This is a genomic window from Acinetobacter soli, assembly GCF_018139125.1.
Classification (GTDB): Bacteria; Pseudomonadota; Gammaproteobacteria; order Pseudomonadales; family Moraxellaceae; genus Acinetobacter; species Acinetobacter soli.
The window spans coordinates 27,816-53,184 of sequence record NZ_CP073241.1 but is presented as its reverse complement, the minus strand read 5'-3'; the positions used below and the strand labels follow the sequence as shown (position 1 = coordinate 53,184).

The following is a 25,369-nucleotide window of genomic DNA, read 5'->3' as shown; positions in this document are numbered from 1 at the left end:
ACTCTCGCTACTTAAATTGCTTACAATTTTGAACGTAAAGAATTTTTACTTATGACCGATTTACACCGCTTATCTGTTCGTGAGCTCGCCGAGGGTCTAGGCCAAGCTCAATTTTCTTCCCGCGAACTCACGCAACATTATCTGAACCGCATCGACAAAATCGACGCTCAGGTGAAAAGTTATGTCACTGTGACCCACGAACAGGCACTGGCACAGGCCGATGCTGCCGATGCCTTGCGTCAGGCTGGCAACGCTGGCTTCCTCACTGGCGTTCCATTGGCACACAAAGATATCTTTTGTACCAAAGGCATTAAAACCACTGCCGGTTCTAAAATGCTCGACAACTTTATTTCGCCTTATGACGCCACAGTGGTTGCCAAAGGCAATGCAGCAGGTTTAGTGACCTTGGGCAAACTCAACATGGATGAGTTTGCAATGGGCTCAACTTCAGAAAGCTCCTACTTTGGTGCAACGTGTAACCCATGGGCACTCGACCGTGTACCGGGCGGTTCATCGGGTGGTTCGGCAGCTGCCGTGGCCGCAGACCTTGCTCCGTTTGCCACTGGTACAGACACGGGCGGCTCTATTCGTCAGCCGGCGTCGTTTTGTGGTTTAACAGGGTTAAAGCCGACCTATGGCCGTGTATCACGCTTTGGTATGATCGCCTATGCATCTTCGCTAGATCAGGGCGGCCCAATGGCACGCTCAGCCGAAGACTGCGCTTACCTTATGAATGTGATGGCAGGTCATGATGCCAAAGATTCAACATCTGTCAAAAAAGACGTTGATGACTACGTAGCAAACTTAGATGCAACAGCACTAAAAGGCCTGCGTATTGGTATTCCAAAGCAGTACTTCAATGTGGCAGGCTTAGATGCCGAGGTAAAAGCGCGCGTAGAAGAATCTCTGAAAAAACTGGAAGAGATGGGCGCGGTACTGGTCGAGATTGACCTTAGCATGACTGAAAGCTATGTACCGACTTATTACCTGATTGCACCTGCTGAAGCCTCATCGAATCTATCGCGTTATGACGGTGTACGTTACGGCTACCGCTGTGAAAATCCGGTCGATTTGATGGATTTATACAAACGTTCACGCTCAGAAGGTTTTGGTGCAGAAGTACAGCGCCGTATCTTGATTGGTACTTATGCCCTTTCGGCTGGCTATTATGATGCCTACTATGTAAAAGCGCAGAAAGTACGCCGCTTAATTCAGCAAGATTTCTTAAACGCATTTGAAAATGTCGATGTGATTGCTGCGCCATCTGCACCCACCACAGCTTATAAAATTGGTGCCGATCTCACACCGGTTGAAATGTATTTGGGCGATATTTACACCCTTGCAGTGAACCTTGCGGGCTTACCTGCAATCAATGCGCCTGTGGGCCTCGACAACAACAACCTGCCTGTCGGTTTACAACTGATTGGTAATTACTGGTCTGAGTCGCAATTGCTTTCAATTGTGCATCAGTACCAACAAGACACCACCTTCCACACCCAACGTGCGGCAATTGCTGAGGAGAATGCCTAATGAATAATCCTTCAAAAGCAGCTCAAAAAAAGCCAAAGTCGAACCTGATTGATGGTTGGGAAGTGGTAATCGGGATTGAGATTCATACCCAGCTTGCAACCCAATCTAAAATTTTCTCGGGTTCTTCTACCGAATTTGGACAAGATCCGAATACGCAAGCAAGTTTGGTCGATTTGGCCATGCCGGGTGTATTACCAGTATTAAATGAAGAAGTGGTGAATCTTGCGATCCGCTTTGGCTTGGGCATCGATGCATATATCGATCAGGCTTCTGTATTTGCACGTAAAAACTATTTCTACCCAGATTCGCCAAAAGGCTATCAGATCAGCCAGATGGACAATCCGATTGTGGGCTTGGGCCATATCGACATCCAGCTTGAAGATGGCACCGTCAAACGCATCGGCGTAACGCGTGCGCATTTGGAAGAAGATGCCGGTAAATCGATTCATGACCAGTTCGAAGGTATGTCGGGTATCGACTTAAACCGTGCCGGTACGCCATTGCTCGAAATCGTATCTGAACCAGATATGCGCTCGGTCGAAGAAGCAGTTGCGTATATCAAATCGATTCACACGCTTGTGCGCTGGTTAGGGATTTCCGACGGCAACATGGCGGAAGGCTCATTCCGTGCCGACTGTAACGTATCGTTACGCCGTCCGGGCGATGCATTTGGTACCCGCTGTGAGCTGAAAAACCTCAACTCGTTCCGTTTTATCGAGCAAGCGATCAATGTCGAAATTGAGCGTCAGATGGAAATTTTGGAATGGGGCGGCACGATTGATCAGGAAACCCGTTTGTTTGATCCAAACAAAATGGAAACCCGCTCAATGCGTTCTAAAGAAGAAGCGAACGACTATCGCTACTTCCCAGATCCAGATTTGTTGCCTGTAATCATTGCAGATGAGCAAATTGAAGCAATTAAAGCGACCATGCCGGAGCTACCTGCTGCACGCCGTGAACGTTTTATTGCTGAATTTGCAATTACCGAATACGATGCGCATGTCCTTACCTTGTCTCGTGAAATGGCCGATTTTTATGAAGCGGTTGTGGCAGCGGCTGGTGGTGCAGCACACGGTAAAATTGCTGCAAACTGGGTAATGGGTGAATTCTCTGGGGCTTTAAATAAAGCTGGCTTAGAGCTTGCAGATTCACCTGTGTCTGCTGAGCAATTGGGTGGCATGATTGCACGTATTGTCGATAACACCATCAGCGGTAAAATTGCAAAACAAGTCTTTGGCTTTATGTGGGATGAAGGCAAATCTGCCGATACCATCATTCAGGACAAAGGTTTAAAGCAAGAAACCGATACAGGTGCGATTGAAGCCATCATTAAAGACGTACTTGCAGCCAATGAAAAAATGGTTGAAGAGTATAAGTCTGGTAAAGAGAAAGCTTTTAATGGCCTTGTAGGTCAAGTGATGAAGGCTTCAAAAGGCAAAGCCAATCCTGCTCAAGTGAATGAATTAATGAAGAAATTGATTGGTTAAGCTAATCTAGTTTCAAAGAAAACCCGCTTTAATCAAACATACCTGAAAATCTAATGGTTGGTTTGAGCGGGTTTTTGATTTTTCAATATCTCTTATTGTTGAATAAAATATATTTTAGGCTTCATAAAATGCTAAAAGAAAATCAAATTAAACTAGCCGAAGAAATTATTGAAACAGCGTATAAGCTATTAACACATAAACTTGCATTCGGAGGTCTAACTACAAGAAATGAAAGCTCATTTCAGCTTGAATTTGGATATATTTTAAAGACATTAGGTCAATTATACGAATTTCGCCTCAATGATAAGTTTCATCTTGAATTTGAAACATACATTTCTTTAAACAAGAAAAGTGCTAAAAGTGGAACAGATAAAGCAAGAGTAGATATTTTAATAGAATATAAAGATGAAAAAAATTTAACTAAGGCAGCTATCGAACTCAAATTTTTTAAGAGAAAGAATCACCGTGAACCAAATAATCGCTATGATGTTTTTAAAGATATTTCAAACTTAGAGCTTTATAAAGAACAAGGAATAGAGCTTTGTTATTTCATTCTTGCCACTGATCATTCACATTATTTTAATCAAAATAAATATTCAGAAGATACAGCTGACTTCGACTTTCGTCACGGCAAAGATTACACAGCAGGAAAACCACTCCAATACAAAACACCTAGACCATACGGCCCTGATATTTGTCTTAATAATAACTATAACTTTGAATGGGATCAAATCAATGATCTCTTTTTTCTAAAGTTAAAAATTTAATTAATGACCTAGACTGGCTATATTGCATAATCGCTGTATCGAAATAAGTTTGATTTCGTCCGTGCTTGCCTTGTGGTTATGCATACAGTTGAGTCTTAGGTGAGGGCTTCTTCATGTGGCAATTATGTTGCTGAATAAACCTCCAAGAATAGCTTTGTGCAACAAGACCATCTATACCTAATTAATACGGGTCTTTAAGACTACAATCCAATTTTATTTAATAAACCCGGTGTCAAAAACGTCATCGCCACTTTGTTTAAATCGATATAACGAAGCGTTCCTTGTAACTGCTGTTTCACTGCCGGATCTTTTACAATCTCTTCACCTGCATTTTGCCCCAATTGCTGAAAACTCTGCCCCACTGCCTGTAAGCCTTCGGTTTGAATCACATTTTTGGTCTGTGCCGAACATTGATCGATAATAATTCGTTGCAACACTTGCGCAAGCTTTTGGTCAAGCTGATCTTTTTGCTCAGCACTCACATTACTAAATGCTTTTAAATCGGGATGCACCGACAACGCCGCATAAGTCCACTGTAACACCGTCGTTTTATCGGCTGCAGTGGTCGATTTCACCAAGCAATCACTCAACTGATCCACCGCAGGGCCAGCATTTGCCATTTGAGTTGCTCCAAACATGGCCGCTACAAGTGTAAATGTACACGCAATGGTAGAACGTTTCTGCTCCAATAATGAATCACGACGCTGCAACATAAGTTTTACTCCAATCTGCAATTGCCTACTTTTAGCATATTTTGTTTTATTTAATCTGTTAGGTGGCTGTAAATATCACAATTAACCCTGACCGGTATAATTCCAATTTTCAGGAATATTGGGTTGCTTTGGTACTCGATTTAAATCGATATTTAAGTCGCGACTACCTTTATAAGATTTTTCACCCGAATCGGATGCTGGTGATACATCTAAATGATAGCGATAACGAAATTGCCATAGCATCGGCTTGAGTGGCCGAATATCCAAACTCAAGCCATCTTCATCATGACAACGCCCTTTTGAAGCTGCATAGTCCTGCTCTGAAAAACAGGCTCGAACCATACGACTAAAACTAAATGGATAATTTTTAATAAAGCGATGTGCCTGACCTGAATCTTTTAATTCATAAAAACTGGCTTGTTCTATTTTTGCGCCACCACCCGAATACATTTCTGAAAGCTGATCGATGATTGCAATCGCATAACGCTGCTGAGTCAGTGGAAAAAGTTTAGGAAATACATATTGTTTTTGATCATCGTCTTCGCTGGCGACTGTCACGATATTCCACTGTCGAATTAATTTATAATCCATCGCTGTCGGCTTAAATTGTGCAACATCATTACGATTCGATAAAACCCACAAATTCTGGTCTGGAGTTGTTAGGCTTCTCCATTGCACCCCTTTTTTGCATAGGTTTTTGAGTTGTGTACAAAGTTGATCTTGAGTGGTTTGGTTAAGTTGTTCAGTTTTGAAATCGAGAATCTGTAAAGGTGCAGCAAAAACAGAGCCACTCAAGCAGACAGATGCCCCCATTAAAATTATTCCACCCAAACCAATCTTATGCTTAAGCATGTTGTTTCCTTTGGCTATTTTACGTTCACAGTTTAATTATTTCACCACTGCTTCAATCTGATCGAGTTCCCAAACACCACCAGCCGCAATATTTTTACACATCCCTGTCCATCTGTTTTGATTTTGTACATAGCGTTGTCCATCCCAAATCCATGACTGCTCTAACCAACAATCGCCAATTCCTCTGCCCTTAAACGCACTGCTGATTTCACCAGAAGCAATGTCGGTTGCCCATTCGGTCACATACGTGGTCTGCCCTTGCAATGACTGGTCTAATACCCATGCGCCATAGCCTTCGTTGTATGCACCGCGAACGCACAAGGTTGTAGCCAAAACTTTACCGTTGGTGAGTTTATACAACTGAATAGGTTGAGGTTTTGCACCATTGTCGGCGCCGTTATAAATCCCTTCACAAAAATCGGTTTCTTTTGGTTTTGGATTTGAAGCTAACAAGCGTGTATGCAGGCTTTGATATTGTTTGGTGTTGGGTTTTAGGGTGAGATATGGCTGATCGGCTGTTTTTACCTTTTTAATCATTAACTTAGGCTGAGGCATTAATACATTCGATTCATTTGCACTGCCTTTTTTGACGATAGCCCCCGTGGTACCAATACGTTTTTGTAAATCATCCATTTTAAGCAGTACGGCGGTCATACCTGCATCGGAAATATTCCAAACGTAATGCGAATTTTTAAAGCTCATCTTGGTTTTATGCGAAGCTTGTTTGAGCAATGCATTCACTTGTGCAGCCGAAAGCGTGCCCATCAATGGCGATTCAACCCCTTTCACGGCGACAGCACCCAAATCTTTGTCATTGATATAAAAATGAATATTCTTGACTTGATTGGCAACAAAGCTATCCTCGCCGCCATTTGCTAGCGCAAATTGTGCGCGTACAGGCTGCTTTGGCCCTGCCGCCCGAGTAAGTAGAATCGATGCTGGATTTTGCTGACCGTCGTCACTTTGATAACCCGCGGCACGGCAAGTTCCAGTATTTGAACAATACACCTCCCAGTTTTGATGGGTAAAGGCAGTGCCCTGAATATCCTGTGCAAAGGCAAAGTAACTTATTGCCATAAAGCTACAACCTGACACTATTTTTTTTAGTTGGATCATTTGGAATTCTCATCAACTTATTATGAATCTATCCATCATTCTAAAACCTTTTTGAATGGAACAGTCATACACGCTTGTATTAAAAATATGCTAGCTTTAAAACAGCTATTTTATTGGGATCTATCCTTATAATGATAAAATTGATCATCAAAACGATTCTTTCTTTAGGCTCGATACTTTGGCTTCCATTGACACATGCTGAAGTATCCACGTTTAAGCCGTCTTTTCCTCAATTTTCAAATACAGCTAAACAACGCCAAGCAATGAATCAAATATATGCATTGGGTGAAGTCTCCTTTAGCAATGATGTTCGCGTTCCTTTTTATGGTGTTACTGCACCTAATCCCGTCAATGATGGACTGTTAAAAGGCTTTAAATCGTGTACAGCAAAAACCTGTCATTTTGATTTTAAGCTAGGTGCTAATCTAGCAAAGCAACTTAAATTGGTCGGACTACCTGAAATTGGCACGGTACTGGTTCCAAAAGATTGGCAAGATATCGAAGCAAATGCTGGGGCAAATGGTACAGGTTCAGCATTGTTGATGAGCAAAAATCAAAAACAAGCCATTCAGCTTTACGATTCTTCAGTTTGTGTTGGTTGCGGTATGCCCTATGCCAGCCTGTATTTTCCAGAATTATTAAAAGAAAGCATAGAAAATGAATTTGGCGGTTATAAAGACTCACAGAAATTGTTGAATGTGGTACATCCATCCAGACATAGCGCTTTCTTTAGTTATCAGATTCCGAAGCTGAATAATAAAACGCATGGCGTCGCAAAATATCGTGATGATGGCGACTTTAACTTTCGAGAAATCAAAGTCACGTTAGATAAATCACAGCAACATTTGGTTGGCCCGATTTTAAATTTCTATCAGTTTACTCATTAATATTAACTATATTTTCAAATGACTGGCTGGCTTTCAACAGATTCAAAAAATGCGTCACACGGATATTGTTGTCTTTGGCCCGATAAATTGCATAAATTGGTGCAATACATGGTTTTTTTGCTTCGAGTGACCGATAAACAATTTGTTTATTCCAGAAATCTTGAATGGATGCTGGCACAATCGACAACCCAATGCCTGCGGCAATCAAGTTTAAACTCGATGTAAGCCTTGGCGCTTCCTGAATAATATTCGGGCTAAATCCAGCCTGATAGCAATTGGCTAAAATATTGTCAAACAAATCCTGACCCGCAAGACGCCGATATAAAACAAACTCAAAAGGTTCAAGGTCAATTAAACGAATCGTATCAGGATGTTCTACCAAAGGATGGCTCGTTGGCAAAGCCACAATGAGAGGTTCGTTCAGTACATGCACACTGTGTAGTTCGGTCCTTACAGGGGCCGGTTTTCTTAAAAATGCAATGTCCAGTTTCTCGTTCATGACTGAATCGATGAGCGCACCGCTACTTTCTTCTTCTAGATGAATCGAGACCTGAGCAAACTGATCACGATATCGACGTAATAATGCAGGTAAAAATGGATGTAAGCCGACCGAATTGGTAAAGCCAATATTGAGCTGTCCAGCTTTACCCTGTGCAATGCTCTGTACTCGTCTGGGAATGGCCTGTGCATGTGCCAAAATGGTGAGTGCCTCTTCATACAGTGCTCTGCCGGCTTCAGTTACTTCAACGCCACGAGGCAGTCGCTTAAGCAACTGAATTTCAAGCTCTTCTTCAAGGCTTTTAATCAGTCGTGTAAGAGGCGGTTGCTGCATGTGCAGACGCTGTGCTGCTCTGGAAATATTATTTTCCTCGACCACCGCCACAAAGGCATTGAGTTTATGAATATCAATCATCGCTATACCTTTTCGGTATGTTTAATGGCAAAAATAGCATTTGTAAATATACCATGATCGGCTCATGCTATGTCTATCAAAGATTCAACAGTATGAGGGTTTAATGAAAGTACACGCCATGCCAATAGCCAGTGAACAGACATCTACGCCCAGTTGTAAGGCTTTGTTTATGGGGTTTATGAAACTTGGGCTTATGGGTTTTGGTGGAGTATTACCGCTGGCACATCGTATGATTGTTGAAGACCAGAAATGGCTCGATGAAGCACAATTTACCAATTTACTCGGAGTGTGCCAGCTTCTTCCCGGAGGCAATATTATTAATATGTCTGTTGCCATCGGGATGCAATTTCAAGGCGTAAAAGGTGCGTTCAGTTCAATTTTAGGGCTCATTTCAGCACCCACTTTGATTGTGCTGGGGTTGTATCAAATTTATGAACACTTTCAACATCTTCCAACTGTAAGACACATGATTCAAGGCCTTGCTGCAGCCGCGGCCGGATTACTGTTTGCCACAGGTTTAAAAATGCTACGCCCGATCATGAAAAGTTACTTAACTGCCCTGACCATCGTGCTGACGTTTATATGTATGCTGATCGTGAAAATTCCTTTGGCGCTCACTTTACTGATTTTACTGGTCATCAATTTTGTCATTTTGGGAGCTCGAAAAGCATGATATCGGTTTTGGTGGTTTTAGCAGGTGTTTTCGCGCAATTGTCTGTATTGGCCTTTGGTGGAGGTAATGCCATTTTGCCTGAAATGCAGCATCAGGTAGTGAATGTGCATCACTGGATGACGGCTGAGCAATTTAGTTCGCTATTTGCCATGGCACAGGCGGCACCCGGCCCAAATATGATGATTATCCCCTTGATTGGCTGGCATGTTGCAGGCCCAGCTGGCTTGCTGGTGACCTCATTGGCAAAATTTGGCCCCTCATCGATTATCACTGTATATGCATTAAAATTCTGGGATCGATTTAAAGCGCATCCATTACGTGGTCGTTTTGAGCAGGCATTGAAACCCATTACAGTCGGTCTGGTTTTAGTCAGTGCATGGCTGATTGCAGATGCATCAGCACAAAATATGTTTCTGATTGCGATTGTGGTATTGACTGCGGCAATGGGACTGGTCAAAAAAATTCATCCGTTATGGATCATGATCTGTGGTGCGGGCTTAGGAGTTGTCTTTCTTGGCTCATGATTCACTTTTGCCAACAAGAGTAGCATCACGATATTTTATGTACACAGTGTGAATGGTTCTTCACACAACTCCTCTCATTTCTCCCTACTCTCTGGCTAGGCATGTCGCATCATAGACCTATAAAACAAGGTCAAGGGTGTAAATATGACTAAATTAAAAGCGATACTCGCAAGCGTTCTGGTGACATCAACCGTACTCACAGCAGGCTGTGTAGTCGATCCATTTGGTTATGATGGTCCTCATCATCGAGATGGCCATGGTCGCTATGATCGAGACCATCGTGGATGGGATGACCGTGGACGTTATGATCATCGTGGATGGGATAACCGCCGCTAAATCAAATATCAAACAACGCTTTAAACATTAAAAAAGCCTTCATTGTAATGAAGGCTTTTTTAATCAAGATGATTGATCCAAAATTGATTCAAATGCTTTTAAACGCTTACGAATAGAAAGCAACTCAATAATCGTTTTCCACGAATTAATTAAATACTGGAATGAATCACGTACTTTACCAAACACACCACCGATTTGATTGATCAAACCGAGACTTAGTTTACCCGCTGCAATCGATGGAAATAACACAACCAAATTATAGAGAATATCTAACTGACCATACCAAGTCGCAGTCAAGTTAAAATAAGCATAATGAAAATAAAGACGAAAGTAATTTGTACGCACACGGCTAAATAATTCTTTCAGTGTTGCGGGTCTAGCACGGTCAGCATGATCTTCACCATAGACCAACTCTTTACGATAGGCCGCTTCCACTTTTTGATTATTAAATTGCAAGCCAGGCAATTTAATCCCGACCACCATCAAAAGTACCGTACCAAATATTGCCCAAACGATGGCGGCCCAAACCAACGAATGATTAAGCTCACCAATAATCGGAACGACGGGTACATATTTGGAAAGCTGAAACAATAACGGTAAAAAGGCAATCAAGGTCATCATGGCCTTGACCAGTTCAACTCCCAAGTCTTCCATAATAGTGGCAAAACGCATGGTGTCTTCTTGCACACGCTGTGAGGCACCTTCGATGTGGCGGAGCTTATCCCAATGCGCTGTATAGAAATCATTCATTGCAGTACGCCAGCGAAAGACGTAATGGCTGGTAAAGAAGGAATTCACGACAGCCAGCGTTACCCCCACCATGGCAATATAAAGAAAAACTAGGGTTTCTTTATACAAATCCATGATGTTACCGCCACCATTGGTCAGCATACTCTGAATGAGATCCCAAAATGGGACATACCACGCATTGACCAAAACACTGATTTGTACGCCAAACCAGATATTAAATAAAATAAATGCACTTCCCCATATCGACCAGCGTTGCCAAGGGTTGTCTGACAGCATTTTCCAGAACCCAGCAAAAAGCGCGGTTGCGATAAAAAACCAGATATAAAACCATATAAATGCGGGAGACCAAAAACGTGCAACACTTACCGCCAGCTCCGCATCGGCATAGCCCTTAGGAAAGCCAACAAATTCGCCCCAGTGTTTTCCACCCGAGTACCACAGCAGCAGATTGATACCAAACCAAAAAATGAGGGATAAAACAAACCATTTCGGTTTTGGAAAAAATGATTTAAACATGGTAAATTTTTATTCCTTCATGACGAATCGTCGCATTTGAATCAAGCCTAAAGCGCGAAACTTAAATTTAACCTAAACGATATTGATCGTCTCGTTGTAGATTGATCCAATTTCCTGTTCTTTTAATCATTTTTTGTAACAAGTGCAAGCACCAAAGCATCTTCATACAATATCGCCATTGAGCCAGCTCAAAAACTCATTTTTTTGCAACGTAAAAAGCGTATGATAAAAGCGAAAATCACAATACATAATCATAACAGGACCCTAAAATGACAAAACAGATTCTCATGCTGGTTGGTGACTATGCGGAAGACTATGAAACCATGGTGCCTTTTCAGTTTTTAACTGCTTTAGGCTATGACGTGCATGCGGTATGTCCTGATAAAATTGAAGGCGATCATATCGCCACAGCCATTCATGACTTTGAAGGTGAACAAACCTACAGTGAAAAGCGCGGTCACAATTTTGCCATCAACTATAATTTTGAAAACGTACAACCCGATCAATATGTCGGCTTGGTCATTCCGGGTGGACGAGCACCCGAATATCTGCGCATGAATGCACGCGTAATTGCCATTGTACAAGCCTTCGATCAGGCCAAAAAGCCCATTGCGGCGGTGTGTCATGGTGCACAAATTCTGGCAGCAGCAGACGTTTTAAAAGGTAAAACCTGTTCGGCTTATCCCGCTTGTGCTGCCGAAGTTAAACTGGCTGGTGGAACCTTTGCCGATATTTCCGTGACCGATGCCGTGACCGATGGTCATTTGATTACCGCACCCGCATGGCCTGCCCATCCTGAGTGGCTGGCACAATTTATTAAAGCCTTGGGAGCAACAGTTCAGCTTTAATACCATTTTTGTTTTTACGGCTGCTTGGCCTGCGCATCGACATTATGCAGATCAAGTGCCGTTTGAATCGCATCTAATTTTTTTTGTGCAGCATTGATGCCCGCCTGAATGGTGGCCTCACGTTCTTTTACATCAAAGATATGTGCTTTTTCATAAAGTTCTGGCTGAATCACAATATCAGCATGTTTAAGTTCTTCATCCGCTAAACGGTTTTGCATAATATTAATGTTCTGGTTAAACAGTCCCCAGATGTTGGTGGTTTCTGTATGGATGGGCTGTGCCAGAATATCGACTGCAATAACGACGTCTGCACCGAGTGATCGGGCAACTTCGACCGGTACAGGGCTGACCAGTCCACCATCGACATATTCTTTATTTTGAATTTTTGTAGGTACAAACATACTCGGAATCGAAATTGACGCTCGGACGGCTTGCCCGGTATTGCCCTGATTAAAAATGGTTTGTTTGCCTTGTTTAAGCTCGGTTGCCACTACAAACATCGGAATTTTCATGTGCTCGAGTGGCTGATGATTAACTTGCTGATTGACATAATCCTCAACTTTTTTACCATCAAAAAAGCCTTTTTTATCGAGGGTCAGTTCACGCACATCGCCCACTTTTAAATTAAGCGCGATATCTCGTAACTCACTCGATGTTTTTCCGCTGGCATAAATCGCGCCCACAATACTGCCTGCACTGGTGCCCACGATAAAATCTGGACGGATACCATGCTGTTCAAGTACTTCAATCACGCCAATGTGTGCATAGCCACGCGCACCACCACTGCCTAAGACCAGCGCCACAACCGGACGTTGCTGCTTGATCGATGCAAAGGAAGCTGCGACCTGATCGCGCTGTGTTTCTAGTAAAGGCTGCGCAATCGGTTGATGTTTTTCTACGGGTGCGTGTTGACACCCTGCAAGTATCAGGGAAAATCCAAACAGTAGAATAGACAGACATCTCATTGCAATAAAAAACCTTTATCCTGTTTTTTTTGTTTGGCAAGTTTAGTCGCATGTTACAAGAAAAGCTGTATCGAATTTATATCAGCTCAAAAAAAAGCAGCCTGTGAAACAGACTGCTTTTTTATTTTGAATTTTAATTACCAGATATCGCTATCGACTTTTTTCTTCATTTCAGGATATTGATCAATCTTGAATTCAGGGTTTTTGATTCCCTTTTTCATTTGTTCACGATAATCCTTGAGAAGCTTACGAACAAATGGCGTGAGCAACAAAATCGCAATCAGGTTGATGGTCGCCATAATACCCATAAACAAATCGGCCATCGACCAAACCAACGGAACACTGCTGATTGCGCCAAAGTAAACCATGAACAATACAAAAATACGGAAGATAAACATGACTTTCGGGCTGTTATTGATGAACTGCATATTGCCTTCTGCATAGGCATAGTTGCCCAGCACAGCCGAATAACAGAACAAAAATAGCAATACCGCAAGAAAATCACCGCCCCAGCTACCTAGCTGTGATTCAAGCGCACGCTGGGTCATTTCAACCCCAATGGTGCCACCGTCGTGATAAACACCCGAAATCAGGATAATCAATGCCGTTGAGGTACATACAATGAAGGTATCTACAAATACACCGAGCATCTGTACCAAGCCCTGATCGACTGGATGTTTCACTTCCGATGCAGCAGCGGCATTCGGTGCAGAACCCATCCCCGCTTCATTTGAAAATAGACCGCGCTTGATGCCCTGCATCATGGCCAATGAAATCATTCCACCAAAAAAGCCACCTGCCGCTGCTTTAAACTCAAATGCTTCGGTGAAGATCAGTTTAAAAACATCAGGCAAAATATCGTAGTTGATGACTGCAATATATAGTGCAGCCGCCAAATACAAACCTGCTTTAATTGGAACAAACATTTCAGCAAATTTGGCAATCCGTTTGATACCACCAAAAATGGCAATTGCCACCAATACCACCAAAGCCAAGCCAACCCAAGATACTTCGAAGTTGAGGCCGCCAAGAGGCAAGATGATATTGGCTTTATCCCAGCCCCAAGAGTGCGAGGTTGCATTGGCAATCGCATTGATTTGTACTGAGTTAAATACAAAACCATAGGTAAAAATAAGAGAAATGGCAAACACAAAGCCGAATGTTTTACTCTTTAATCCCTGAGTAATGTAGTAGGCAGGTCCACCGCGGAACTGTTTAGTTTGCGTGTCACGGACTTTAAACAACTGAGCCAGTGTAGATTCGGTAAATGCCGAGCTCATACCCAATAATGCAGTTACCCACATCCAAAACACTGCGCCAGGCCCACCTAACGCAATCGCGATCGCCACACCGGCGATATTTCCAACCCCAACACGGCTTGCAAGACCAGTTACAAAGGCCTGAAACGGTGTAATACCGTGTTCATCTTCACCGTCTTTACGGCTTCCCTTCATGACTCGAATACTTTGCCAGAACATACGAATTTGCACCGCTTTGGTTGCGATGGTGTAAAACGTACCTGCTGCCAGCAAGAAAACGACCAGAAAATCCCATAAAGGATCATTAAAAAAGCTGACCCAAGACATCAGGGTTGCAGTTAATTGTTCATTCATATCTGAAACACTTGTGTTTACCATATCACTATGGTGTCTATCTAAATCCCACTAAATAAATAAAAAAGCCTCTACAATCAGAGGCTTTTTTATTTATCGACATTTTGAATCAATGTGCCCTAAATCATTTCTCTAGTTTCACACAAAAAACTTAAGAATTACTTGAATTACGGTCGCATTGATTAAATCAACAAAAAATGCACCACACAGTGGAACAATTAAAAAAGCTTTATGAGATGGCCCATACATATTGGTGATCGCTTGCATATTCGCGACGGCGGTAGGCGTTGCCCCCATCCCAAAACCACAATGCCCGGCTGCAAGAACAGCAGCATCATAATTCTTGCCCATGACCTTGAAGGTCACGAAAGCTGCGTATAATGCCATTGTTAAGGTTTGTGCTGCAAGGATAATCACTAAAGGACCAGCCAAATCGACCAATTGCCAGAGTTTGAGCGATAAAAGTGCCATGGCCAGATACAACGATAACGATGCATTGCCGAATACATCAATCGCGCGATCAAAAATATCGACACGAAAAATGCTTTCCAATACGTTACGTAAAATGACGCCGCCGCCAAGCGCCCACACAAATGTAGGTAGCTCAAACCAGGTGCCTTTACTATAACCGGTCATGAATTCTGCAAAGGCCAGACACGCTGCAAACATCCCCAATGTGGTAATGGCATTGTCTGCCGTGATGAGACGTACTTGATGCGGATTTTCAAATGGCGCAAGATTTTCAGGATGCTCATCAACATGCGTATCTCGATTACGAATTTGTGCGTTGGTTCGAGCATGCGACAATTGATGGCGTTGAATCAGAAACTTGGCCAAAGGCCCGCCAATAATCCCGCCGATAATCAAGCCAAAGGTCGCACTGGCCATGCCGAGTGCCAAAGCGCCCTGAATACCATGTTGAGTCTCTAGAATTTCTCCCCACGCCCCTGCAGTACCATGCCCACCTGTAAGTGTAATCGAACCTGCGATCAGTCCAATTAACGGATCGATACCCAGCAAGGTGGCCAGACTCATGCCAACCAAGTTTTGCACGACAATAAACGAAGCAACGCAGACCAAGAAAATTACCAACCCAATACCGCCTTCTTTGAGCTTGGCAAAGTGCGCACTTAAACCGATCGAAGCAAAGAAAATCAGCATAAAACTGGTCTGGAGTTCACTACTAAAAGTAATGCTGTAGCCCCAGATCGAATGCACCACCAATGACAACAGCGCAGCAACAAGGCCACCTGCGACTGGTTCAGGAATGTTGTAACGTCTCAGAAAGTCAATTTTATTGACTAAAAATCGCCCTAAAAGTAATACGATGACCGCTGCAATCAACGTATAAAAGGCATTAAATGTAAATTCCATATATTTTCCATTTAACTCTCAAGCATTTAATCGATTTTCATTCTTCTAATATGTGAATGATAAAGATGACTAAACGGAACCTTGAGAACAATTACCCAAAAGAAGTGAAACAGAAAGATGAATTCAGATAAGAACAAACCGTTTGATTTGAAGCAAAGCTAAAAATCATAAGGCGTTCAGTATAGTATACCATTATAGTAGACACCGTATTTTTGCTGTAATTGTGGCGATTTTTTATGCAAGATCACGCATTTTTCCGCGGTTTTAGTTGCAGTTTATCCACTACAGTCTGTTTTTGATTTTATAAAATCGGTTTAAAAATTACAGATGAATCCTTTATAGTGGAGGCATTAAAAAACGGATAAGGAACGCCCATGCAGTCCGAGCAAGTTCAATTGGTCGATCAAGCCATTACGTCTCGACATTCGGTTCGTGCTTTTTTACCCACCCCCATTGAACCTCAAATCATTAAAGATATTCTGGCAGTCGCAAGCCGTGCACCGTCGGGGACCAACACCCAGCCATGGAAAGTGTATGTAGTCACTGGCAAAATACGCGACACCATGATTCGCCGAGTATGTGACGCTCAAATCGCACTGACCAATGATCCAAGCCACGCCGAGCAGTATCAGGAAACATTCGCTTATTATCCTGAAAAATGGATTTCACCCTTTATTGATCGCCGCCGTGAAAATGGCTGGGGCCTGTATGGGTTACTCAATATTCAAAAGGGCGAAAAAGAAAAAATGGCGCAACAGCAATTACGTAACTTCCAGTTATTTGATGCACCGGTTGGACTGTTTTTTACCGTCAATAAAATGATGGGAGTCGGATCGAAAATGGATATTGCCATGATGATTCAAAACGTCATGATTGCTGCAAAAGCCCGCGGACTAGATACCTGCCCTCAAGCTGCATGGAATCATTTTCATCCGATTGTGCTTGATGTACTTCATGCATCTGAAGATGAAGAGCTGGTCTGTACGGTGGCTTTAGGCTATGCAGACCCAGATCATATTGTGAATACCTTTATTACACCACGTGAAAGCGTCGAGAGCTTTACCCAGTTTTTAGATTAAATCCATCGACTCAATCAAAAAAGACCTGAATATGCAGGTCTTTTTTATTTATTTGAGGGCTTAAGCATTTTGTAGCTTAAGCTGACGTGCGACAGCAAAAATCGCAATTACCCCTGCGCCAGAAAATAGCATCATCATGATGCCCATATTTAGTAGGGCATTCCAAACGAGAAAGTTTAAAATTACACCACCCAACAGACCACAGGCAAACTGCATACTGCCCATAATGGCACTGGCTGTACCTGCACGGGCGCCTTGTCTCGACATTGCCAGCGCCATGGCATTAGGTCCAGTCATTCCTAGCCCTGAAACAGCTAAAAACAAACCTGCCATCACCATTGCAATTGGCGCATCTGAAATCAGGCCACTCAAAAGTACTAACGCTGCACCTGTTAGCTGAATGAACCCCCCTATTTTAAGCCGAGTCATGGTGCCAAGTTTGGATACCAGCTTTTTATTGATGGAAGAGACAATCATGATTCCCAAGGCATTAAAGCCAAACGCATAGGCAAACTGCTGCTGCCCCAAACCATATTGATCCATTAAAACAGAAGATGCTGAACTGATATAACTAAACAATACCCCACCGGTTAAACACCCCGCCAACATCGGGAAACGAAAGCTGGTATCTTTAAAAATCGCGGCATACAAAGTCACCACCTGATAAGGGCTAAGTTTTAAGCGTTTTTCAGGTGCCAAAGTTTCATCAAAGAAGAAATGAATGCACAATAAACATAAGCAGCCAATCAGTGCGAGTAACCAAAAAATAGCCTGCCAATGGAAAAACTCCAACACCATTGCACCCAGCGCTGGCGCTGCAATCGGTGCAATCCCCATCACAATCATCATACTTGAGAAGGCCTGTGCCGAACCTTGTACATCGAGCCTGTCACGTATGGCAGCACGTGCAATCACAACACCCACGCAGCCGCCCAGCGCCTGTACCAGTCGGGCTAAAATAAGCGACCATTCATCTTGCGCCAATACACATAATGCACTAGCCACCACATATAAAGTGAGTCCAACATATAACGGCGCTTTACGGCCGATTCGGTCACTGATCGGGCCATAAACAAGTTGACCGATTGCTAAACCCAAGAAATATGCAGGCAGGGTATTGGCCACCATACGCGTGGTGGTTCCAAAATCACTGGCCATTTGTGGTAAGGCTGGCAAGTACATATCAATCGACAGCGGCCCAAGTGCGGTCAAAAGGGCCAGCAGCATAATCCACGCAATTGAATATTGACCGGGTAATCTACTTTCGGACATAGTCACATTTTAATATTAAATACGGAGTGTGAAGACAAGCTTACACTGTCCATAGTATGATTTCACTGAGTAATAATAACGATGATGACTCAACCTGACGTGCATGCAGGGAGGTGTCTTTCACTCAATAGCTTAAAGGAATCCCCTTGAACTCTTGGTTTTCCAAACTCAAACAAGCGACTTATAACACTTCGCTGATGTATAACCTTCGGATGCTGATTGCATTTGCAGGCACTGCCTTTGTGCCCTATTTTCTCGATTATCAACTGGCCACTATTCCGCTTACCCTCGGTGTGGTTGCCGCTGGCTTGAGTGATATCGACGACCGCTTTTCTGTTCGAATCATGAATCTGGTCTATACCTACGTGGGCTTTTTTGCCGCCGCAACTTCGGTACAGCTTTTGTTTCCACATCCGGTGGCATTTGCACTGGGGTTGATTGTGGCCTGTATTTTCTGGATTTTATTGGGCTCTTTAGGGCGCAGATACACTACTATTTCCTATGGATGCTTGGTGGTGTCGGTTTACTCGATGCTGGGCGTACACCTCTTTCCAGAATGGTACATGCAACCTGCTCTTTTAGTGTGTGGTGCAGCTTGGTATGGTTTGATCGCCACGATTAGTTTCTTGTTATTTCCGATTCGCCCCGTACAAGATAAATTATCGGCCTGCTATGCATCGCTAGGTGATTTTTTATTTGCTAAATCCAGTGTATTCGATGTCGATATGACACCTGACAGTTATCAACAATCCTTGATTGATCTATCGATGGAAAATGGCAAACTGGTCGGAATTTTTAACGATTTAAAAGCCTCATTGCTCACCCGGCTCAAAGGCGATCGCGGACAAAAAGACACCCGACGCAGCCTGCAATATTATTTTGTGGCACAAGATATTCATGAGCGCGCAGACTCGGCGCATATCAATTATCAAGAACTGAGTAAAATTTTTCAGCACAGCGACATTTTGTTTCGCTTCCAACGTATTTTGACCATACAAGGCAAAGCCTGCAAGGATTTAAGCGAAAGTATTTTAAAGCGACAACCTTATAAACATAACAAGCGCTTTAAACACACCTTTGAAAATCTCAAACAGTCTTTGGGGAAATTACGTCACGATCAGGTTTATGATCCGCTTTGGGTCAATGCGCTGTATGCGCTTTATCAAAATTTGAAAGGTATCGATGCACAGTTACGTAATTTAGAAACAGAGCGTAATATTGCTTTAGATAAAGTGAAGCAGATGGATCATCAGCTTAAAGACGACGATCTTAAGGGCTGGAACGATATCATTGTGCGGATTCGTCAAAACCTAACACCAGAGTCGGTGTTATTTCGTCATGCTGTTCGGCTTTCTGTGGTGTTGTTTGTAGGCTACATTTTTGTCCAAACAACCGGTATTCAATACGGCTACTGGATTCTATTGACTGCGCTGTTTGTTTGTCAGCCGAATTTTAATGCCACCAAACGCCGACTGCGATTACGAATTGTGGGTACATTGGTCGGCATTATTATTGGTATTGCGATTTTATACTTTGTGCCTTCACTTGAAGGTCAGTTGCTGATTTTGGTGTTGAGTGGCGTGTTGTTTTTTGAACTGCGCAGTAAACAGTATGCACAAGCCACAGCCTTTATTACCATTTTGGCGCTGATTAACTTTAATTTAGATGGCTTCGGTTTTTCTGCGGGATTACCACGCATGATCGATACCCTCATCGGCTGCGCGCTGGCGTGGCTAGGCGTTAGCTTTATCTGGCCAGACTGGAAGTTTCGACGCTTACCGCGCACCATTCGCCGTGCCATTCAGGCGCAGTGTAATTATCTGGTCGATGTGGTGCAGCAGTATCATCATGGTCGAAATCATGGTCTGAGCTATCGGATTGCGCGCCGTACTGCGCATAACACCGATGCAGATGTGGCATCTTTAATTTCTACCCTTGCGACCGAACCTGATTTTGATCCGATTCAAAAAAATCTGGCATTCGAATTTCTGTGCTTACATCATACTTTTCTCAGTTATATTGCTGCGCTGGGCGCACATCGTGAAAAGATTGATGATCAAGAGATTCTCAATCTACTCAATAAAGCATTAGACGACATTCAAGGGGCTCTGCTCAGAGATGAAATGCCCGGGCTAACCGCACAGAATATGCTGCAAACCATTCGGCAGCGTTTAAAGCAAAATAGTGAGGAAGATCAACTGGCTATTATTATTTTGCAGCAGCTTTCCCTGATGTACAGTATTTTGAATCAGCTCAGTACACTCAAGCAAAGCCTGAGTCATGATCGGGATGATGCCGCCACCGAATTGGCATCGCTGTAAATCGCATGAAAATGGCACAATATATTCACGGATTGGCGTGATTTAATGCTAAACTTTGGCGAGTTTAAAATTCACTAATTGCATTTGCACTATGACCGCGAAAACTTTATACGCTTATACGCTACAGCCTGTTAACTACGAAGTGTCTGAAGCTGAACAACGTGATGCTCAGCTTAAGATTTGGCGTAGCACCAATAAAATCAGCACAAAAGCATGGATCATCATGGCAGTGGTTTTACTACTGTCTATCGCAGGGATTATTCTTCTTAAAAACTATTCCACCATTTTTTGCTGGGTTGCCATCATCTGTGTGGTGTTGTACTTCGTACTGCGCAAGTATGGCCTAGAATGGTATGTAAAACGCAAAATGAATGAATTTCCAGTTCAGGAAATTAAAGGTGTTCGTTTGGGCGTGCAGCCACACGGTATTGTGATGCGTCAGCAGATGAATGGCCAAGAAGGTGTTGGCACCATTGGCTGGAAAGATATCTATGAATGGTATAACACTCCAGATTTTATCTTGCTGAATTTTAAAGTAAAAGGACAGCAAGGTGCATATTTGCTTCCAAAGCGTATGGACACCAAGAATTTTTCATTTAATACCATTCGTAAGCACCTGAACGAACAAGTTGGTGATGCAAAATCGTTTTAATTTGAAAACCCAAAGAATGCCTCCGTACGCGGAGGTTTTTTTTATCTGCATTATTAAATGATAATGAAAATTAATATTATCTCGAAAATCCATATTATCTAACGAATCTTGAGCTATACTCTAGCAAAATTTAAATCTCTAATTTTGCGTTTACAGCCATGTTAAAAAAAGTCTTTTTCCAGATTCATTGGTTTTTGGGGATCAGTGCGGGTCTTATCCTTGCGTTGATGGGAGTAACGGGTGCGATTTATTCGTACGACCAGCAGATTTTAAAACTCATTAATCAGGACAGTTATGTTGTTCAGGCGCAAAATACGCCTAAACTCACACCTGCACAGTTGTATCAGCACTTTGAGCAGCGTCAGCCGGATCTAAAAATCAATAGTATTACTATCGCCAAAGATGCAACCGCCTCCTCCACCGTAAATATTCAAAAAGAAGGTGAACGTCGCGGTTATAACATGATGGTGAACCCTTATACGGCTGAGGTACTGCCTGAAATCAAGGGACGTGGATTCTTTCAATTTGTTCAGCAGTTACACCGCAACCTAACGTTCGGGCCGGTGGGCAAGCAAATTACGGCAGCATGTACCTTAATTTTGATCTTTTTTGTACTCAGTGGACTCTATTTACGCTGGCCAAAACGTCACACATGGCGTCAGTGGTTGTTTGTAAAGCCAAAACTTAAAGGGCGCAATTTTATTTGGGATCTGCATGCCGTTATAGGTACATGGGTGGTGGTGTTTTATTTGTTGATGGCATGTACGGGCTTGTATTGGTCGTATGACTGGTGGCGTGACGGTATGTTTAAGCTGATGGGTGTTGAACGACCACAACCACAAATGCAGGCCGGACCTCGCAATACACAAGGTCAAGCGACAAATCGGATGCAAGGTCAGCCTCAACAAGGCCATGCAGGACGAGAACATCGTGGTGAAGGCCGCGGTGAATCTCGCGAACAACTCTCTTCTGCACAAATTTATGATGCACTGAACAAGACATGGACTGGTTTTAACATCCAACTTGGCCGCGATTATTCGTCTATTACGCTCAATTTACCTAAAAAAGCCGATCAAACGATTGAGCTCTCTTTCATAGATGCAACACCACAGCATGAACGCGCCCGTAACTCAGCCGTCTATCACTATGGGACGGGTAAAATTGAAAAATTAGAGCTGTATGAAGACAAAAAACTCAATGAAAAAATCATGAGTAGCATGTTGCCAGTCCATCGCGGTAGTTTCTTTGGCCCGGTATATCACTTTTTTGCAATGCTTGCTTCTTTGGCGATGCCGCTGTTTTTTGTGACGGGTTGGATGCTGTATCTAAAACGCCGTAAGCAGAAAAAATTAACCTTGGCTGCACGCCAGCATGTCAGTGATCATTATATCGATCCAAATGCAACGCCTTGGCTCATCACGTATGCCTCTCAAACGGGTGTGGCGGAACAGCTGGCATGGCGCACTGCAACACGACTACAAGAAGCGCATCAACCCGTTCAGGTTCGACCGGTTCAGCAATTAACCGAAAGTGACTTCAAAAATTCACCACAAATTTTGTTTGTACTCAGTACTTATGGCACAGGCGAAGCCCCAGATCTGGCCAGCAACTTCGAGAAAAAATTCTTAAAGTCATCAATGGTTTTGGACCATCTCAACTATGCCATTTTGGCACTGGGTTCAAAAGAATATCCAGACAGCTACTGTGCCTTTGGCCATCGGGTCGACCTATGGTTGAAACAGTCTGGGGCACATGCCCTGTTTGATGTAATTGAAGTTGATAATGCTCATCCCGATGACATTCAAAAATGGAACACGGCACTGGCCAGTGCCACCAAACTTGAACTTCAGTCGATGAACATCGAAAAAATCTTTGATGAATGGAGATTGAGCAAGCGTGAGCTTTTAAATCCTAATAGCCAAGGAGCATCTGCATATAATCTGGAATTTACCACAGCCAATGATACCATCTGGCAAGCTGGTGATATTGCAGAGATTCAACCGGGTAACTCGCCTGCACGAGTGAAGGCCTTTTTGGAAAAGCATCAGTTATCCGCACAAACTTATGTAGAGAGCGTTGAAAGTAAGCTGGCACAAGCACTTTGGAATCGTGATTTAAACACTGATGTCGAACCATTTGCCAATCCGGAACATTTACTCGAACAACTTACTGTATTGCCGACTCGCGAATACTCAATTGCCAGTATTCCAAGCCAGCAAGTATTACGATTAACCGTTCGCCAGCAGTTTGATCAAAATGGTCAATTGGGCTTGGGCTCTGGATGGCTAACCGAACATTTAAGCGTGGGTGAATCTGTGGCCCTGCGTATTCGTACCAACCCCTCGTTTCATCTCATCGATGACAACCGCCCTATTGTTTGCATTGGAAATGGAACTGGAATTGCCGGCTTGATGAGCTTATTACATGCCCGAATTCGTCACGACTACACAGAAAACTGGCTGATTTTTGGTGAGCGCCAGCAAGCATGTGACTTTTTTTACGAAAATACGATTCGCGCATGGCAAAGCACAGGTATGTTGAAACGATTGGATCTGGTTTTCTCACGCGATCAGGCACAAAAATGCTATGTTCAAGATATCTTGAGAGATCAGGCACAGATTTTAAAACAATGGATTGATGCAGATGCTGTCATTTACGTTTGTGGCAGTATCGAGGGCATGGCATCGGGTGTCGATCAGGCACTCACCGATATTTTAGGTGAAATTCAACTCGATGCGCTTAGAGCACAAGGTCGTTATCGACGTGATGTTTACTAAAATAATGTAGCAAATTCAATAATGACCAAAACGAGATGCCAGCGCATAGCGCTGGCATTTTTTTATTTGCTATGATGAGCCGATCTTTTATATTTGACTTTGGCTTGATTATGCAGCATGTGACTTTAGCCAACCATCCATATACGCTGGGGCGTGTATTGGTACTCGGTTTAGGTTTGATTTTACTTATAGACGGATTAGCGCTGATTGCACTAAATAAAAGTCATTTTGGTGTACAAGTCACCTGTGCTACTGGTATCTTTTTAACGCTAAGCAGCCTGTATGGCCCTACTTTATTAAAAAAATTTGCACATCGTCCACGTGTTTTACGCTGGATCTATTTGGGCTGGACTGCATTTTGGCTATGGCTGGCCAGCGTGATCATTTTTTTTATTTTTTTGAGCCTACAATCTTTTAGCACACCTCAAATCTCTACACCCCGTGCCATCATTGTACTGGGGAGTGGCGTCGAAAATGGACAGCCATCGGCCATTTTAGCCGAACGCCTGAACAGTGCGGCATACTATGCTCAACACCATCCTCAAGCATTGATCATTTTAAGTGGCGGACTAGATGCACGTGAGCAAAAAACCGAAGCCGAAGTAATGGCTCAATATTTACAGCGCAAATATCCGATGCTGAAGAATCCAGTCGCACTTGAAAATCGAAGTACCAGTACCGAACTCAACCTTAAAAACAGTCAGCCTATTCTTGAGCAGCAACATATTTCTTTGCAAGATCCTATTGTACTGGCAACCAGCGATTTTCATATCTTGCGTTCAAAGGCCATTGCACATAAACAAGGCTATCAACAGCCGATCATGCTCAGTGCACCTACTCCCCTTTTGAGCCGCTATAACACATGGCTACGCGAATACTTCGCCTTTATTAGTGGCTGGATTTTACGCGAGTACTAATTTAAACGGATCGTTCGAGGTTTTGGCAACTTAATATCTTCAAATAATTGAGGCTGCTGCACGTACAACTGATACAAGTAGTTTTTGATATCGAGCAGCATGGCTTCAGGGCGCACCAGAATATTTTGACCTTCGGGTGTAAGATTTAAGGACAACAGTGTATTTTTTTCACGTAAATACGGAATAATTTCTTGTACAAAATTCAATAAAGGAATTTCACGGGTTTGATAACTTTCCCAAGCCCCTTTAATCATGAGCTGTGCTAGCCCCTTATTTTGCCATATCGCAAACGCTTGCTGACCGTTTGGAGTGCCGCACAGGGCCCAGCCATCATCGTACAATGCCATTAACTGACGCTGCGCCACAATGCTTTCGATAAACTGCTTATAAAGTTCTTTTGGTTGTAATGTGGTGTGCTCGGAAGTCACTGATGCAGCTTTGCGTTGGTACGGATTTCTCATGAAAATTCATCAGTAACAGAAAAAAG

The 25,369-nt window shown here is 43.0% G+C and carries 23 protein-coding genes and 1 pseudogene; 13 read left to right on the top strand and 11 right to left on the bottom strand.

The features are described from left to right. Window positions 1-51 precede the first annotated feature (51 nt). The 3 genes from gatA (at window position 52) to KCV09_RS00245 (ending at window position 3,784) form a co-directional block, all read left to right on the top strand. Window positions 52-1,530 carry an Asp-tRNA(Asn)/Glu-tRNA(Gln) amidotransferase subunit GatA gene (gene gatA / locus KCV09_RS00255; RefSeq protein WP_151808603.1) on the top strand — a complete coding sequence of 493 codons (1,479 nt, stop codon included), beginning with the start codon at window positions 52-54 and terminating at the stop codon, window positions 1,528-1,530. Further along, window positions 1,530-3,017, top strand: a complete 1,488-nt coding sequence (gatB, locus tag KCV09_RS00250; protein ID WP_212515362.1) for an Asp-tRNA(Asn)/Glu-tRNA(Gln) amidotransferase subunit GatB — start codon at window positions 1,530-1,532, stop codon at window positions 3,015-3,017. Before gatA ends, gatB begins: the two co-directional genes overlap by 1 nt. Before the next feature lie 128 nt (window positions 3,018-3,145). Beyond that, window positions 3,146-3,784: a hypothetical protein gene (locus KCV09_RS00245; RefSeq protein WP_212515361.1), complete on the top strand. Its 639-nt coding sequence runs from the start codon at window positions 3,146-3,148 to the stop codon at window positions 3,782-3,784. On the opposite strand, the pseudogene KCV09_RS16440 reads toward KCV09_RS00245, so the two are convergent. From KCV09_RS16440 to KCV09_RS00230, 4 genes and pseudogenes are all read right to left on the bottom strand, one after another. Next, a pseudogene (locus tag KCV09_RS16440) lies at window positions 3,780-3,884 on the bottom strand (IS5/IS1182 family transposase); the annotation flags it as partial. The gene KCV09_RS00245 and the pseudogene KCV09_RS16440 sit on opposite strands and share 5 nt — an antisense overlap. A 100-nt stretch (window positions 3,885-3,984) precedes the next feature. Further along, on the bottom strand, window positions 3,985-4,497 hold the full coding sequence (locus KCV09_RS00240) for a hypothetical protein (protein WP_212515360.1): 513 nt from the start codon (window positions 4,495-4,497) through the stop codon (window positions 3,985-3,987). A gap of 81 nt (window positions 4,498-4,578) precedes the next feature. After that, on the bottom strand, window positions 4,579-5,349 hold the full coding sequence (locus KCV09_RS00235; RefSeq protein ID WP_212515359.1) for a hypothetical protein: 771 nt from the start codon (window positions 5,347-5,349) through the stop codon (window positions 4,579-4,581). A gap of 36 nt (window positions 5,350-5,385) precedes the next feature. Then, complete coding sequence (locus KCV09_RS00230) at window positions 5,386-6,465, bottom strand: DUF1176 domain-containing protein (RefSeq protein ID WP_212515358.1); 1,080 nt, start codon at window positions 6,463-6,465, stop codon at window positions 5,386-5,388. A gap of 131 nt (window positions 6,466-6,596) precedes the next feature. Between KCV09_RS00230 and KCV09_RS00225 the strand changes: the two genes are divergently transcribed. Then, window positions 6,597-7,352, top strand: coding sequence for a DUF4850 domain-containing protein (locus KCV09_RS00225; protein ID WP_212515357.1), 756 nt, complete (start codon window positions 6,597-6,599; stop codon window positions 7,350-7,352). Here KCV09_RS00225 and KCV09_RS00220 read toward each other — a convergent pair. Next, on the bottom strand, window positions 7,342-8,265 hold the full coding sequence (locus KCV09_RS00220; protein WP_212515356.1) for a LysR substrate-binding domain-containing protein: 924 nt from the start codon (window positions 8,263-8,265) through the stop codon (window positions 7,342-7,344). The two genes, KCV09_RS00225 and KCV09_RS00220, sit on opposite strands and share 11 nt — an antisense overlap. A gap of 103 nt (window positions 8,266-8,368) precedes the next feature. Between KCV09_RS00220 and KCV09_RS00215 the strand changes: the two genes are divergently transcribed. The 3 genes from KCV09_RS00215 to KCV09_RS00205 all read left to right on the top strand — a co-directional run bounded on the left by KCV09_RS00215 (window position 8,369) and on the right by KCV09_RS00205 (window position 9,798). Next, on the top strand, window positions 8,369-8,938 hold the full coding sequence (locus tag KCV09_RS00215; RefSeq protein ID WP_111812212.1) for a chromate transporter: 570 nt from the start codon (window positions 8,369-8,371) through the stop codon (window positions 8,936-8,938). After that, complete coding sequence (locus KCV09_RS00210) at window positions 8,935-9,462, top strand: chromate transporter (RefSeq protein ID WP_088459336.1); 528 nt, start codon at window positions 8,935-8,937, stop codon at window positions 9,460-9,462. The genes KCV09_RS00215 and KCV09_RS00210 overlap by 4 nt, the downstream gene beginning before the upstream one ends. Window positions 9,463-9,606: 144 nt before the next feature. Beyond that, on the top strand, window positions 9,607-9,798 hold the full coding sequence (locus tag KCV09_RS00205; RefSeq protein ID WP_055415053.1) for a hypothetical protein: 192 nt from the start codon (window positions 9,607-9,609) through the stop codon (window positions 9,796-9,798). A 63-nt stretch (window positions 9,799-9,861) separates the two neighbouring features. Here the strand turns inward: KCV09_RS00205 and sbmA are convergent, their stop codons facing one another. Further along, window positions 9,862-11,064, bottom strand: a complete 1,203-nt coding sequence (gene sbmA / locus KCV09_RS00200) for a peptide antibiotic transporter SbmA (protein WP_212515355.1) — start codon at window positions 11,062-11,064, stop codon at window positions 9,862-9,864. A gap of 269 nt (window positions 11,065-11,333) precedes the next feature. On the opposite strand from sbmA, the gene KCV09_RS00195 reads away from it, so the two are divergent. Beyond that, a complete protein-coding gene (locus KCV09_RS00195; protein ID WP_004935223.1) occupies window positions 11,334-11,912 on the top strand; it encodes a DJ-1/PfpI family protein in 579 nt (192 codons plus the stop codon). 14 nt (window positions 11,913-11,926) lie between these two features. Here KCV09_RS00195 and KCV09_RS00190 read toward each other — a convergent pair whose 3' ends face one another. The 3 genes from KCV09_RS00190 to gltS form a co-directional block, all read right to left on the bottom strand. After that, a complete protein-coding gene (locus KCV09_RS00190) occupies window positions 11,927-12,877 on the bottom strand; it encodes a patatin-like phospholipase family protein (RefSeq protein ID WP_004935221.1) in 951 nt (316 codons plus the stop codon). A gap of 137 nt (window positions 12,878-13,014) precedes the next feature. After that, window positions 13,015-14,490 carry an alanine/glycine:cation symporter family protein gene (locus KCV09_RS00185; protein ID WP_034440484.1) on the bottom strand — a complete coding sequence of 492 codons (1,476 nt, stop codon included), beginning with the start codon at window positions 14,488-14,490 and terminating at the stop codon, window positions 13,015-13,017. A gap of 138 nt (window positions 14,491-14,628) precedes the next feature. Beyond that, window positions 14,629-15,864: a sodium/glutamate symporter gene (gene gltS, locus KCV09_RS00180; RefSeq protein WP_212515354.1), complete on the bottom strand. Its 1,236-nt coding sequence runs from the start codon at window positions 15,862-15,864 to the stop codon at window positions 14,629-14,631. Window positions 15,865-16,238: 374 nt separating this feature from the next. Here gltS and KCV09_RS00175 point away from each other — a divergent pair, with 374 nt between their 5' ends. After that, window positions 16,239-16,943 carry a nitroreductase gene (locus tag KCV09_RS00175; protein WP_212515353.1) on the top strand — a complete coding sequence of 235 codons (705 nt, stop codon included), beginning with the start codon at window positions 16,239-16,241 and terminating at the stop codon, window positions 16,941-16,943. 60 nt (window positions 16,944-17,003) lie between these two features. Here the strand turns inward: KCV09_RS00175 and KCV09_RS00170 are convergent, their stop codons facing one another. Continuing rightward, a complete protein-coding gene (locus KCV09_RS00170; RefSeq protein ID WP_212515352.1) occupies window positions 17,004-18,215 on the bottom strand; it encodes a multidrug effflux MFS transporter in 1,212 nt (403 codons plus the stop codon). Window positions 18,216-18,361: 146 nt separating this feature from the next. On the opposite strand from KCV09_RS00170, the gene yccS reads away from it, so the two are divergent. The 4 genes from yccS to KCV09_RS00150 all read left to right on the top strand — a co-directional run bounded on the left by yccS (window position 18,362) and on the right by KCV09_RS00150 (window position 24,882). Next, entirely contained in the window at window positions 18,362-20,536 is a 2,175-nt protein-coding gene (yccS, locus tag KCV09_RS00165) for a YccS family putative transporter (RefSeq protein ID WP_212515351.1), read from the top strand. Between the two features lie 91 nt (window positions 20,537-20,627). Next, window positions 20,628-21,188, top strand: coding sequence for a YcxB family protein (locus tag KCV09_RS00160; RefSeq protein WP_004945714.1), 561 nt, complete (start codon window positions 20,628-20,630; stop codon window positions 21,186-21,188). A gap of 158 nt (window positions 21,189-21,346) precedes the next feature. Next, window positions 21,347-23,965: a PepSY domain-containing protein gene (locus KCV09_RS00155; RefSeq protein WP_212515350.1), complete on the top strand. Its 2,619-nt coding sequence runs from the start codon at window positions 21,347-21,349 to the stop codon at window positions 23,963-23,965. A gap of 110 nt (window positions 23,966-24,075) precedes the next feature. Then, a complete protein-coding gene (locus tag KCV09_RS00150; RefSeq protein WP_212515349.1) occupies window positions 24,076-24,882 on the top strand; it encodes a YdcF family protein in 807 nt (268 codons plus the stop codon). Here the strand turns inward: KCV09_RS00150 and KCV09_RS00145 are convergent. Continuing rightward, the gene (locus KCV09_RS00145; protein ID WP_004935204.1) at window positions 24,879-25,343 is read right to left on the bottom strand and encodes a DUF2750 domain-containing protein; all 465 of its coding nucleotides are present in this window, start codon (window positions 25,341-25,343) and stop codon (window positions 24,879-24,881) included. The two genes, KCV09_RS00150 and KCV09_RS00145, sit on opposite strands and share 4 nt — an antisense overlap. Window positions 25,344-25,369 lie beyond the last annotated feature (26 nt).

What these genes read in the sequence shown, in the direction of transcription:
- KCV09_RS00225 (WP_212515357.1), top strand. Translation starts at nt 6,597, where the DNA reads ATGATAAAATTGATCATCAAAACGATTCTTTCTTTAGGCTCGATACTT.
- KCV09_RS00160 (WP_004945714.1), top strand. Translation starts at nt 20,628, where the DNA reads ATGACCGCGAAAACTTTATACGCTTATACGCTACAGCCTGTTAACTAC.
- KCV09_RS00210 (WP_088459336.1), top strand. Translation starts at nt 8,935, where the DNA reads ATGATATCGGTTTTGGTGGTTTTAGCAGGTGTTTTCGCGCAATTGTCT.
- KCV09_RS00145 (WP_004935204.1), bottom strand. Translation starts at nt 25,343, where the DNA reads ATGAGAAATCCGTACCAACGCAAAGCTGCATCAGTGACTTCCGAGCAC.
- gltS (WP_212515354.1), bottom strand. Translation starts at nt 15,864, where the DNA reads ATGGAATTTACATTTAATGCCTTTTATACGTTGATTGCAGCGGTCATC.
- KCV09_RS00245 (WP_212515361.1), top strand. Translation starts at nt 3,146, where the DNA reads ATGCTAAAAGAAAATCAAATTAAACTAGCCGAAGAAATTATTGAAACA.
- sbmA (WP_212515355.1), bottom strand. Translation starts at nt 11,064, where the DNA reads ATGTTTAAATCATTTTTTCCAAAACCGAAATGGTTTGTTTTATCCCTC.
- KCV09_RS00175 (WP_212515353.1), top strand. Translation starts at nt 16,239, where the DNA reads ATGCAGTCCGAGCAAGTTCAATTGGTCGATCAAGCCATTACGTCTCGA.
- KCV09_RS00230 (WP_212515358.1), bottom strand. Translation starts at nt 6,465, where the DNA reads ATGATCCAACTAAAAAAAATAGTGTCAGGTTGTAGCTTTATGGCAATA.
- KCV09_RS00155 (WP_212515350.1), top strand. Translation starts at nt 21,347, where the DNA reads ATGTTAAAAAAAGTCTTTTTCCAGATTCATTGGTTTTTGGGGATCAGT.
- KCV09_RS00240 (WP_212515360.1), bottom strand. Translation starts at nt 4,497, where the DNA reads ATGTTGCAGCGTCGTGATTCATTATTGGAGCAGAAACGTTCTACCATT.
- KCV09_RS00150 (WP_212515349.1), top strand. Translation starts at nt 24,076, where the DNA reads ATGCAGCATGTGACTTTAGCCAACCATCCATATACGCTGGGGCGTGTA.
- KCV09_RS00190 (WP_004935221.1), bottom strand. Translation starts at nt 12,877, where the DNA reads ATGAGATGTCTGTCTATTCTACTGTTTGGATTTTCCCTGATACTTGCA.
- KCV09_RS00170 (WP_212515352.1), bottom strand. Translation starts at nt 18,215, where the DNA reads ATGTCCGAAAGTAGATTACCCGGTCAATATTCAATTGCGTGGATTATG.
- KCV09_RS00215 (WP_111812212.1), top strand. Translation starts at nt 8,369, where the DNA reads ATGAAAGTACACGCCATGCCAATAGCCAGTGAACAGACATCTACGCCC.
- KCV09_RS00220 (WP_212515356.1), bottom strand. Translation starts at nt 8,265, where the DNA reads ATGATTGATATTCATAAACTCAATGCCTTTGTGGCGGTGGTCGAGGAA.
- KCV09_RS00205 (WP_055415053.1), top strand. Translation starts at nt 9,607, where the DNA reads ATGACTAAATTAAAAGCGATACTCGCAAGCGTTCTGGTGACATCAACC.
- KCV09_RS00185 (WP_034440484.1), bottom strand. Translation starts at nt 14,490, where the DNA reads ATGAATGAACAATTAACTGCAACCCTGATGTCTTGGGTCAGCTTTTTT.
- gatA (WP_151808603.1), top strand. Translation starts at nt 52, where the DNA reads ATGACCGATTTACACCGCTTATCTGTTCGTGAGCTCGCCGAGGGTCTA.
- KCV09_RS00235 (WP_212515359.1), bottom strand. Translation starts at nt 5,349, where the DNA reads ATGCTTAAGCATAAGATTGGTTTGGGTGGAATAATTTTAATGGGGGCA.
- gatB (WP_212515362.1), top strand. Translation starts at nt 1,530, where the DNA reads ATGAATAATCCTTCAAAAGCAGCTCAAAAAAAGCCAAAGTCGAACCTG.
- KCV09_RS00195 (WP_004935223.1), top strand. Translation starts at nt 11,334, where the DNA reads ATGACAAAACAGATTCTCATGCTGGTTGGTGACTATGCGGAAGACTAT.